This is a genomic window from Streptantibioticus ferralitis, assembly GCF_029223525.1.
Lineage (GTDB): Bacteria > Actinomycetota > Actinomycetes > Streptomycetales > Streptomycetaceae > Streptantibioticus_A > Streptantibioticus_A ferralitis.
In genome coordinates, this window is sequence record NZ_JARHTQ010000008.1 from 105,606 (window position 1) to 116,646 (window position 11,041).

Below are 11,041 nucleotides of genomic sequence, written 5' to 3' on the forward strand. Positions count from 1 at the left end.
ACCAGGCTTGAACCGACGGGACAGAATATGTACCGGGAATGAACAAAGTGGGACTCTCGTTGCCTGAGACGTAGCCGAACGCCTGCCCGCACAAGGGTAGGCTCGAAATCGCCGGTGGCCGCAAGGGCTGACTGGCGTTGCAGACATGTGGAGAGGAGCCCTGACCCAGGGTGAGCACGCAGCCGACCACCGCAGACCTCGACTGGACCGATCTGGACAAGCGGGCAGTAGACACCGCCCGGGTTCTGGCCATGGACTCCGTCCAGAAGGTCGGAAACGGCCATCCGGGCACGGCCATGAGCCTGGCACCCGCCGCCTACCTGCTGTTCCAGAAGCTGATGCGGCACGACCCCGCCGACCCCGACTGGACGGGCCGTGACCGGTTCGTCCTGTCCTGCGGTCACACCAGCCTGACCCTCTACATCCAGCTCTACCTGTCGGGTTACGGCCTCGAACTCGACGACCTGAAGGCCTTCCGCACCTGGGGCTCGCGTACCCCGGGCCACCCCGAGCACGGCCACACCGCGGGCGTCGAGACCACCACCGGTCCGCTCGGCCAGGGCATCGCCAACGCGGTCGGCATGGCGATGGCCGCCCGCTACGAGCGCGGCCTGTTCGACCCGGAGGCCCCGGCGGGCGAGTCCCCCTTCGACCACACGATCTGGGCCATCGTCTCCGACGGTGACCTGGAAGAGGGCGTCTCCGCGGAGGCGTCCTCGCTCGCCGGCCACCAGAAGCTCGGCAACCTGGTCGCGCTCTACGACGACAACCACATCTCCATCGAGGGCGACACCGAGACGGCCTTCAGCGAGGACGTCGCCAAGCGCTACGAGGCGTACGGCTGGCACGTGCAGCACGTCGCGCAGTCCGCCGACGGCGACATCGACGTCCACACGCTGTACCAGGCGCTGAAGGCGGCTCAGGCCGAGACCGAGCGCCCCTCGCTGATCGTCGCCCGTACCATCATCGCCTGGCCGGCCCCGGACGCCCAGAACACCGCCGCCGCGCACGGCTCCGCGCTCGGCGACGAGGAGGTCGCCGCCACCAAGCGGGTGCTGGGCTTCGACCCCGAGAAGCACTTCGAGGTCACCCCCGAGGTGCTGGCGCACGCCCGTGCGGTCGCCGACCGCGGTCGCGAGGCGCACAGCAACTGGAGCAAGCGGTTCGAGGAGTGGCGCACCGCCAACCCCGAGCGCGCCGCCGAGTTCGACCGCATCGCCGCGGGCGAACTGCCCTCCGGCTGGGAGCAGTCGCTGCCGTCCTTCGCCCCCGGCAAGGCGGTCGCGACCCGCAAGGCCTCCGGTGAGGTGCTCAAGGCGCTGGGCACGGTGATCCCCGAACTGTGGGGCGGCTCGGCCGACTTGGCCGGCTCCAACAACACCACCATCGACGCCTCGTCGTCCTTCCTCCCGGCGGACAACCCGCTGCCGGAGGCCAGCCCGTACGGCCGTACCGTGCACTTCGGCATCCGCGAGCACGCCATGGGCTCGACCATGAACGGCATCGCGCTGCACGGCAACACCCGTGTCTACGGCGGCACTTTCCTGGTCTTCTCCGACTACATGCGCCCGGCCGTCCGGCTGGCCGCGCTGATGAAGCTGCCGGTCACCTACGTGTGGACGCACGACTCCATCGGCCTCGGCGAGGACGGCCCGACCCACCAGCCGGTCGAGCAGATGGCCGCGCTGCGCGCCATCCCCGGGCTGAACATGGTCCGCCCGGCCGACGCCAACGAGACCACGATCGCCTGGCGCGAGATCCTGCGCCGCCACTCCGCCAAGCCGGCCCCGCACGGCCTGGCGCTGACCCGGCAGAACGTCCCGACCTACGAGGCCAACGAGGACGCGGCCAAGGGCGGTTACGTCCTGCTCGACGCCGAGGGCGGGCAGGCGCAGGTCGTCCTGATCGGCACCGGTTCCGAGGTCCAGCTGGCGGTCGAGGCCCGCGCGGTGCTGCAGGCCGAGGGCATCCCGACCCGGGTGGTCTCGATGCCGTCGGTGGAGTGGTTCGAGGAGCAGGACCAGGCGTACCGCGACCACGTGCTGCCGCCCAACGTCAAGGCGCGGGTGGCGGTTGAGGCCGGCATCGGCCTGACCTGGCACAGGTTCGTCGGTGCCGACGGACGGATCGTCAGCCTGGAGCACTTCGGCGCCTCCGCCGACTACAAGGTGCTGTACCGGGAGTTCGGGATCACCTCCGACGCCGTCGTCGACGCCGCCCGCGACTCCATCGCCGCCGCGAACCGCTGATCTCTCAACGACCTTACGAGGAGATGCAAGACCTATGACAGACGCACTCAAGCGCCTCTCCGACGAAGGCGTCGCGATCTGGCTGGACGACCTGTCGCGCAAGCGGATCACCTCCGGCAACCTCGCCGAGCTGATCGACGCCAGCCATGTCGTCGGTGTCACCACCAACCCGTCCATCTTCCAGAAGGCGATCTCCGGGGGCGACGGCTACGAGGAGCAGCTCGCCGACCTCGCCGCCCGCAGGGTCACCGTCGACGAGGCCATCCGCATGATCACCACGGCGGACGTCCGCGACGCCGCCGACATCCTGCGCCCGGTCTTCGACGCCACCGACGGCCAGGACGGCCGGGTGTCCATCGAGGTCGACCCGCGGCTGGCGCACCAGACCCGGCCGACGATCGCCGAGGCCAAGCAGCTGGCGTGGCTGGTGGACCGGCCGAACACACTCATCAAGATCCCGGCGACCAAGGCGGGCCTGCCCGCGATCACCGAGGTCATCGGCCGGGGCATCAGCGTCAACGTCACGCTGATCTTCTCCCTGGAGCGGTACCGCGAGGTCATGGACGCCTACCTGGCCGGTCTGGAGAAGGCCAAGGCCGCCGGGCAGGACCTGTCCAAGATCCGTTCCGTCGCCTCGTTCTTCGTGTCCCGGGTGGACACCGAGATCGACAAGCGCCTGGACAAGATCGGCACCGACGAGGCCAAGGCGCTGCGCGGCAAGGCGGCACTGGCCAACGCCCGGCTCGCCTACCAGGCGTACGAGGAGGTGTTCTCCGGCGAGCGCTGGGAGGCGCTGGAGAACGCAGGTGCGAACAAGCAGCGTCCGCTGTGGGCCTCGACCGGCGTCAAGGACCCGGCGTACCCGGACACCCTGTACGTGACCGAGCTGGTCGCCCCCAACACGGTCAACACCATGCCGGAGGCGACCCTGCTGGCCACCGCCGACCATGGCGAGATCACCGGCGACACGATCCAGGGCACCTACGAGCAGGCCAAGGCCGACCTCGACGCGCTGGAGGCGCTCGGCATCTCCTACGACGACGTGGTCCAGCTGCTCGAGGACGAGGGCGTGGAGAAGTTCGAGGCGTCCTGGAACGACCTGCTCAAGTCCACCGAGGCGGAGCTCAACCGTCTCACCCCTTCGGAGGCGTGAGAAAAGTGAGCACCAGCAGCAATCCGCTGCGTGACCCCCAGGACCGGCGGCTCCCGCGCATCGCGGGGCCGTCCGGCCTGGTCATCTTCGGCGTCACAGGCGATCTGTCGCGTAAGAAGCTGATGCCCGCGGTCTACGACCTCGCCAACCGCGGATTGCTGCCGCCGGGCTTCTCGCTCGTCGGCTTCGCCCGCCGCGACTGGGAGGACGAGGACTTCGCCCAGGTCGTACACGACGCGGTCAAGGAGCACGCCCGGACCCCGTTCCGCGAGGAGGTCTGGCAGCAGCTCGCGGAGGGCTTCCGGTTCGTACCCGGTGAGTTCGACGACGACAACTCCTTCGAGGCGCTGCGCGCCACCATCGACGAGCTGGACAAGGCGCGCGGTACCGGCGGCAACTTCGCCTTCTACCTCTCCGTACCGCCGAAGTTCTTCCCCAAGGTCGTCCAGCAGCTCAAGAAGCACGGACTGTCCCAGGGCCAGGGCGACTCCTGGCGGCGCGCGGTCATCGAGAAGCCGTTCGGCCACGATCTGGCCAGTGCCCAGGAGCTCAACCGGGTCGTCCACGAGGTCTTCGAACCGGTCGACGTCTTCCGGATCGACCACTACCTGGGCAAGGAGACGGTCCAGAACATCCTGGCGCTGCGTTTCGCCAACACGATGTTCGAGCCGATCTGGAACCGGTCGTACGTCGACCACGTGCAGATCACCATGGCCGAGGACATCGGCATCGGCGGCCGGGCCGGGTACTACGACGGCATCGGCGCGGCCCGTGACGTCATCCAGAACCACCTGCTGCAGCTGCTGGCGCTGACCGCGATGGAGGAGCCCGGCTCCTTCCACCCCAAGGCGCTGGTGACCGAGAAGCTGAAGGTGCTCAGCGCCGTCGAGCTGCCGGAGGACCTGGGCAGGTACACCGTGCGCGGCCAGTACGCGCACGCCTGGCAGGGTGGCGAGGAGGTGCTCGGCTATCTGGAGGAAGAGGGCATCGACCCCAAGTCGAAGACCGACACCTACGCCGCCATCAAGCTGACCATCAACAACCGCCGCTGGGCGGGCGTCCCGTTCTACCTGCGCACCGGCAAGCGGCTCGGCCGCCGGGTCACCGAGATCGCGGTGGTCTTCAAGCGGGCGCCCTACCTTCCGTTCGAGTCCGGCGCCACCGAGGAGCTCGGGCAGAACGCGCTGGTCATCCGGGTCCAGCCGGACGAGGGCATCACGGTGCGGTTCGGCTCCAAGGTGCCGGGCACCTCGATGGAGGTCCGCGACGTGACGATGGACTTCGCTTACGGCGAGTCCTTCACCGAGTCCAGCCCGGAGGCGTACGAGCGCCTGCTGCTGGACGTCCTGCTCGGCGACGCCAACCTCTTCCCGCGCCACCAGGAGGTCGAGCTCTCCTGGATGATCCTCGACCCGATCGAGGAGCACTGGGAGAAGCACGGCAGGCCCGCCCAGTACCCCGCCGGAACCTGGGGACCGGTGGAGGCGGACGAGATGCTCGCACGAGACGGCAGGAGCTGGCGCCGGCCATGAAGATCGATCTCACCAACACCACCTCGTCGAAGATCAACGCGGGCCTCATCGAAGCCCGCCGGGCGATCGGCACCCCGGCGGTCGGCATGGTGCTCACCCTGGTCATTGTCACCGACGAGGGCAACGCCTACGACGCTCTCAAGGCCGCGGGGGACGCCTCCCGCGAGCACCCGTCGCGCACCCTGGTCGTCATCAAGCGGCCGGGCCGCACCCCGCGGGACCGTGCCAAGTCCCGGTTGGACGCCGAGGTCCGGGTGGGCTCCGACGCGGGCACCGGCGAGACCGTACTGCTGCGGCTGCACGGCGAGCTGGCCAACCACGCCGAGGCGGTGGTCCTGCCGCTGCTGCTGCCGGACGCGCCGGTCGTGGTGTGGTGGCCGGAGGAGGCGCCGGAGAAGCCCGCGGAGGACCCGCTGGGCAAGCTGGCCCAGCGCCGGATCACCGACGCCGCGTCGGCCGAGGACCCGGTCGGCGCGCTGGGGGTGCGCGCCGGTTCCTACTCCCCCGGCGACACCGATCTGGCCTGGACCCGGATCACCCCGTGGCGCAGCATGCTGGCCGCCGCGCTGGACCAGAGGCACTCGGCCATCAGCGCAGCGGAGGTCGAGGGCGAGCCGTACAACCCGAGCACCGAGCTGCTCGGCATGTGGCTCGCCGATCGGCTGAAGGTGCCGGTCGCGCGCAAGGTCTCGGACGGTCCTGGGCTGACCGCCGTACGGCTGGACACCGCGGACGGTGCCATCTCCCTGGACCGCGCCGACGGCGCGCTGGCGGAGCTGGCGATGCCCGGTCAGCCGGACCGCCATGTGGCGCTCAAGCGGCGGGAGACCGCCGAGCTGATCGCCGAGGAGCTGCGCCGTCTCGACCCGGACGAGATCTACAAGTCCGCTGTGCAGTTCGGCGTGGAGCGACTGAAGTTCGACCGGTCGCAGGAGGATTCGGCGACCCGGCCGCTGCCGGACGAGGACGAGCAGAAGGCCGCCGCGCCCGCCAAGAAGAGCGCGGCTACGGCCAAGAAGGCGGCCGGCTCGGCCGCGGGGAAGTCGAAGTGACCACGCCTCAGGTCGTGGTGCACCGCGACAAGGATCTGATGGCGCAGGCCGCGGCGGCCCGGGTGATCACGAAGGTCGTGGACGCCCAGGCCGCTCGCGGCTCGGCCAGCCTGGTGCTCACCGGCGGGCGCAACGGCAACGCGCTGCTGGCGGCGCTCGCCGGGGCCCCGGCGCGGGACGCGGTGGACTGGTCGCGGCTCGACCTGTGGTGGGGCGACGAACGGTTCCTGCCGGAGGGCGACCCGGACCGCAATGTCACCCAGGCCCGTGCGGCGCTGCTCGACGCCGTCCCGCTGGACCCGGCCAGGGTGCACCCGATGCCCGCCTCAGACGGCCTGTTCGGCAACGACGTGGACGCCGCCGCGGAGGCGTACGCCGAGGAGTTGGCCACGGCGGCGGGCCCGCAGATCGCATCACCACCGGCTGGCGCCGGGGGCGGCCCGGTGCCGGCGTTCGACGTGCTGATGCTGGGCGTCGGCCCCGACACCCATGTCGCGTCGCTCTTTCCGGAGCACCCGGGCGTACGGGAGACCGAGCGGACCGTCATCGGGGTGCGCGGTGCGCCCAAGCCGCCGCCGACCCGTATCTCGCTGACGCTTCCGGCGATCCGGGCGGCGCGTGAGGTGTGGCTGCTGGCGGCCGGTGAGGACAAGGCGAACGCGGCGGCGATCGCCCTGTCGGGCGCGGGCGAGATCCAGGCCCCGGCCGCCGGGGCGTACGGCAGCAGCAGGACGCTGTGGCTACTGGACCGGGCCGCCGCGGCCCAACTGCCCAAGCAGCTCTACCCGCCGGCTTCCGCCTGACTTCTGCCGGAGGACGAGCCCGAAGAGAAGGGGTCCGGGGGGTATCACCCCCCGGACCCCTTCTGTGTCAGATCTCGCCGCGGAGCTTCGCGAGCGCTTCGGCGAGGATCGCCTCACCGTCCGCGTCGCTGCGCCGCTCCCGTACATAGGCCAGGTGGGTCTTGTACGGCTCGGTGCGCGGCGGGTCCGGCGGGCTGTTCTCGTCCTGCCCGGCCGGGAAGCCGCAGCGGGGGCAGTCCCAGGTGTCCGGGATCTGCGCGTCACTGGCGAAGCTCGGCTGGGTCTCGTGCCCGTTCGAGCACCAGAAGGAGATGCGAAGACGCGGCGCGGACTCACCGCGCTCTGCCTCCCCCATCGGCCCCGCTCCGACCCGACTACCACGGATCGCGTTGCCACTTGCCACGGTCGTAACTCCCTGCGTGATGGTGCTGCGAGGTCGTCCAGTTTACGGGGACCTTACGTCTCGTCCAGTGGCAGGCCTATGGCCGGGCGCCGCGAGGACGTCGTTCCATGATAAGCCGCCGAGGCGACGAGGCGTCAGTTATGCCCGAACGAGCGGGAGTAGGACGATCTGGGCGCTGTGTCCCCCAGCGGCCGCGGGCGGTTCAGTGCTGCAGCTTCAGCACCAGGCCGAGCCCGACAATGCACGCGAACCACAGCAAGCCGACGATGACGGTGATCCGGTCGAGGTTGCGCTCGGCCACCGAGGAACCGCCGACGGAGGACTGCATACCGCCACCGAACATATCGGAGAGGCCGCCGCCCTTGCCCTTGTGCATCAGGACCAGCAGCATCAGCAGCAGGCTGAAGACGATGAGGGCGATGGAGAACCCGATGACCACGGCTGGACCAACTCTCTCGGGGACGTAGAACGATGTAGAAGGGGCTCGGGGACCGGGCGGCGAGCTGCCGACCCAGTCCCCGACAGGGTACTTCGGAACGAGTCCGTCAGCCTACTGCCTGGTCACGGTAGCGGACGATCTTGACGAACTCCTCGGCGTCCAGCGAGGCACCGCCGACCAGCGCGCCGTCCACGTCGGGCTGCGCCATGATCGCGGCGATGTTGCCGGACTTCACCGAGCCGCCGTACTGGATGCGGACCTCGTCGGCCACCTCCTGGCCGTACAGCTCGGCCAGTCGGCCGCGGATCGCACCGCAGACCTCCTGCGCGTCCTCGGGCGTGGCGACCTCACCGGTGCCGATCGCCCACACCGGCTCGTACGCGATGACGATGGTGCGGGCCTGCTCGGCCGGGATGTCCTTCAACGCGCCGTCGACCTGGCCGAGGGTGTGGGAGACCTGGTTGCCCGCCTTGCGGACGTCCAGGCCCTCGCCCACGCACAGGATCGGGGTCAGCCCGTGCCGGTACGCGGCCTTCACCTTGGCGTTGACGAGTTCGTCGTCCTCGCGGTGGTACTGGCGGCGCTCGCTGTGGCCGATGACCACGAAAGCGCACTTGAGCTTGGCGAGCATGGCGCCGGAGATCTCACCGGTGTACGCGCCGGAGTCGTGCGCGGACAGGTCCTGCGCACCGTACTTGATCTTCAGCTTGTCACCGTCGACCAGCGTCTGCACGGACCGCAGGTCGGTGAACGGGGGCAGGACCGCGACCTCGACGGCCTCATAGTCCTTGTCCGCGAGGGCGAAGGCGAGCTTCTGGACGTGTGCGATGGCCTCAAGGTGGTTGAGGTTCATCTTCCAGTTGCCCGCCATGAGCGGAGTGCGAGTGCTCACTAGTTCAGTCCTCCAGTGCGGCGAGGCCGGGAAGCGTCTTGCCCTCGAGGTATTCGAGGCTGGCGCCGCCGCCGGTCGAGATGTGGCCGAAGGCGTTCTCGTCGAAGCCCAGGATGCGGACGGCGGCGGCCGAGTCGCCACCGCCGACGACGGTGAAGCCCTTGCTGTCCACCAGCGCCTGCGCGACGGCCTTGGTGCCTCCGGCGAAGTCGGGGTGCTCGAAGACGCCCATCGGACCGTTCCAGAACACGGTCTCGGCATCCGCGATCTTCGTCGCGAACAGCTCGCGGGTCCTCGGGCCGATGTCCAGGCCCTCCTTGTCGGAGGGGATCTGGTCGGCGTCGACCGTGATGAACTCCGCCGGGGCCTTGGTCTTCAGGTCCGGGAAGTCGTCCGCGGCCAGCACGTCGACCGGCAGGACCAGTTCGACGCCGTTCTTCTCCGCGCGCTCCAGGTACTCGTTGACGGCGGGGATCTGGTCTTCCTGCAGCAGGCTCCTGCCCACCTCGTAGCCCTTGGCCTTGAGGAAGGTGTACGCCATGCCGCCGCCGATCAGCAGGCGGTCCGCCTTGCCCAGCAGTTGGTCGATGACGGCGAGCTTGTCGGAGACCTTGGCGCCGCCGAGCACCACCACGTACGGGCGCCGCACGTCCTCGGTGAGCTTCTTCAGCACGTTGAGTTCGGTGGCGATCAGATCACCGGCGGCGTGCGGAAGGCGTGCCGGCAGGTCGTACACGGAGGCGTGCTTGCGGTGCACGGCGCCGAAGCCGTCGCCGACGTAGAGGTCGGCAAGCGCGGCCAACTTGTCGGCGAACTCGCCGCGTTCGGCGTCGTCCTTGCTGGTCTCGCCCGGGTTGAACCGGAGGTTCTCCAGCAGCGTGACCTCGCCGTCGGCCAGGGCGGCGACGGTGGCCTTCGCGCTGTCACCCACGGTGTCGGTCGCGAACGCGACCTGCTTGCCGAGGAGTTCACCGAGCCGCTTGGCGACCGGTGCGAGCGAGTACTGCGGGTCCGGCGCGCCCTTGGGGCGGCCGAGGTGGGAGGCGACGATCACCTTCGCGCCGCGCTCGGCGAGCTTGGTGATGGTCGGTACGGCGGCCCGGATCCGGCCGTCGTCGGTGATCACGTCACCGTCCAGCGGGACGTTGAGATCGGCGCGGACGAACACCCGCCGCCCTGCGACCTCAAGGTCGTCGATCGTCTTCATGGTGAAGGACTCCTAGGTCGTGGGACGGGGCCCGTACGACATACGCGTCGTTCGGGCCCCGTCTGTCACATCGCGGTGCGCCTACGTCTGCGTCAGAGCTGGCCGCCGATGAAGGTGGTCAGGTCCACCAGGCGGTTGGAGTAGCCCCACTCGTTGTCGTACCAGCCGACGACCTTGACGCTCTTGCCCTGGACCATGGTCAGGGAGGAGTCGAAGGTGCAGGAGGCCGGCCAGTTGACGATGTCCGAGGAGACGATCGGGTCCTCGGTGTACTCCAGGATGCCCTTGAGCTGGCCCTCGGCGGCCTTCTGGAACGCGGCGTTGACCTCGTCCTTGGTGACCTCGCGCTCCAGCTCGATGACGAGGTCGGTGACGGAGCCGGTGGGCACCGGAACGCGCATGGCGATGCCGTCCAGCTTGCCCTTGAGCTCCGGGATGACCAGGGCGGTCGCCTTCGCGGCACCCGTGGTGGTCGGGATGATGTTCTCGGCGGCGGCCCGGGCGCGGCGCAGGTCCTTGTGCGGGAAGTCCAGGATGCGCTGGTCGTTGGTGTAGGCGTGGACCGTGGTCATCAGGCCCTTGACGATGCCGAAGTTCTCCAGGAGCACCTTCGCCATCGGCGCCACGCAGTTGGTGGTGCAGGAGGCGTTCGAGATGACGTGGTGGTTGGCGGCGTCGTACTTGTCGTTGTTGACGCCCATCACGATGGTGACGTCCTCGTCCTTGGCCGGGGCCGAGATGATGACCTTCTTGGCGCCGGCGGCGAGGTGCTTGGCGGCGTCCTCACGCTTGGTGAAGATGCCGGTGGACTCGATCACGATGTCCGCGCCGAGCTCGCCCCACGGCAGGTTCGCCGGGTCGCGCTCGGCCATGGTCTTGAAGGTCTGACCGCCGACGGTGATGGTGTCGTCGGTGTGGCTGACCTCCTGCTTGAGGCGGCCAAGGATGGTGTCGTACTTGAGAAGGTGCACCAGGGTCGCGTTGTCGGTCAGGTCGTTGACACCGACGATCTCGAAGTCCGCACCCTGCTCAAGGGCGGCGCGGAAGAAGTTACGACCGATGCGGCCAAAGCCGTTGATGCCTACGCGGATCGTCACGAACCGATCTCCTCGTTGATGTACCGGATTAGACTCCGGCTGCGCCGTATGGGATGTCCCCGACCACCCACGACCCTACCTCGCCCCGGTGTCCCGGGTGACATCGAGCACGCCAGGAACGCGGCGCCGCAGCGCCGCGTGCTCGTTGCCCGGCCACCCGCGCGTGGGCGCGAGCCCGGGGCGCGCGGTCCGCGGCAAGCGCCGGTGTGTGGCC

At 69.5% G+C, this 11,041-nt stretch carries 10 protein-coding genes; 5 read left to right on the top strand and 5 right to left on the bottom strand.

Annotated features, from left to right (window positions below; translation table 11 throughout):
* The first annotated feature begins 170 nt into the window (after positions 1–170).
* The 5 genes from tkt to pgl are packed head-to-tail and all read left to right on the top strand — an operon-like array spanning position 171 to position 6,789.
* Positions 171–2,249, top strand: a complete 2,079-nt coding sequence (tkt, locus tag P2L57_RS14830; RefSeq protein ID WP_275814089.1) for a transketolase — start codon at positions 171–173, stop codon at positions 2,247–2,249.
* Positions 2,250–2,283: 34 nt separating this feature from the next.
* Positions 2,284–3,402, top strand: coding sequence for a transaldolase (tal, locus tag P2L57_RS14835; protein ID WP_275814093.1), 1,119 nt, complete (start codon positions 2,284–2,286; stop codon positions 3,400–3,402).
* 5 nt (positions 3,403–3,407) lie between these two features.
* Positions 3,408–4,934, top strand: a complete 1,527-nt coding sequence (gene zwf / locus P2L57_RS14840; protein WP_372515711.1) for a glucose-6-phosphate dehydrogenase — start codon at positions 3,408–3,410, stop codon at positions 4,932–4,934.
* On the top strand, positions 4,931–5,986 hold the full coding sequence (opcA, locus tag P2L57_RS14845; RefSeq protein ID WP_275814099.1) for a glucose-6-phosphate dehydrogenase assembly protein OpcA: 1,056 nt from the start codon (positions 4,931–4,933) through the stop codon (positions 5,984–5,986). The genes zwf and opcA overlap by 4 nt, the downstream gene beginning before the upstream one ends.
* Positions 5,983–6,789 (top strand): 6-phosphogluconolactonase, encoded by an 807-nt coding sequence (gene pgl, locus P2L57_RS14850; protein WP_275814101.1) that lies wholly within the window; start codon positions 5,983–5,985, stop codon positions 6,787–6,789. The genes opcA and pgl overlap by 4 nt, the downstream gene beginning before the upstream one ends.
* A gap of 67 nt (positions 6,790–6,856) precedes the next feature.
* Here the strand turns inward: pgl and P2L57_RS14855 are convergent, their stop codons facing one another.
* The 5 genes from P2L57_RS14855 to gap form a co-directional block, all read right to left on the bottom strand.
* Complete coding sequence (locus tag P2L57_RS14855; RefSeq protein WP_275814103.1) at positions 6,857–7,192, bottom strand: RNA polymerase-binding protein RbpA; 336 nt, start codon at positions 7,190–7,192, stop codon at positions 6,857–6,859.
* A gap of 202 nt (positions 7,193–7,394) precedes the next feature.
* The gene (gene secG, locus P2L57_RS14860; RefSeq protein ID WP_275814105.1) at positions 7,395–7,631 is read right to left on the bottom strand and encodes a preprotein translocase subunit SecG; all 237 of its coding nucleotides are present in this window, start codon (positions 7,629–7,631) and stop codon (positions 7,395–7,397) included.
* A gap of 106 nt (positions 7,632–7,737) precedes the next feature.
* Entirely contained in the window at positions 7,738–8,523 is a 786-nt protein-coding gene (gene tpiA / locus P2L57_RS14865) for a triose-phosphate isomerase (protein ID WP_275814108.1), read from the bottom strand.
* Between the two features lie 4 nt (positions 8,524–8,527).
* Positions 8,528–9,730 (bottom strand): phosphoglycerate kinase, encoded by a 1,203-nt coding sequence (locus P2L57_RS14870; RefSeq protein ID WP_275814110.1) that lies wholly within the window; start codon positions 9,728–9,730, stop codon positions 8,528–8,530.
* Positions 9,731–9,822: 92 nt separating this feature from the next.
* Complete coding sequence (gap, locus tag P2L57_RS14875) at positions 9,823–10,827, bottom strand: type I glyceraldehyde-3-phosphate dehydrogenase (protein ID WP_275814113.1); 1,005 nt, start codon at positions 10,825–10,827, stop codon at positions 9,823–9,825.
* Positions 10,828–11,041 lie beyond the last annotated feature (214 nt).

Coding starts and splice junctions, on each gene's coding strand:
- P2L57_RS14870 (WP_275814110.1), bottom strand. CDS start 9,730: ATGAAGACGATCGACGACCTTGAGGTCGCAGGGCGGCGGGTGTTCGTC.
- tal (WP_275814093.1), top strand. CDS start 2,284: ATGACAGACGCACTCAAGCGCCTCTCCGACGAAGGCGTCGCGATCTGG.
- opcA (WP_275814099.1), top strand. CDS start 4,931: ATGAAGATCGATCTCACCAACACCACCTCGTCGAAGATCAACGCGGGC.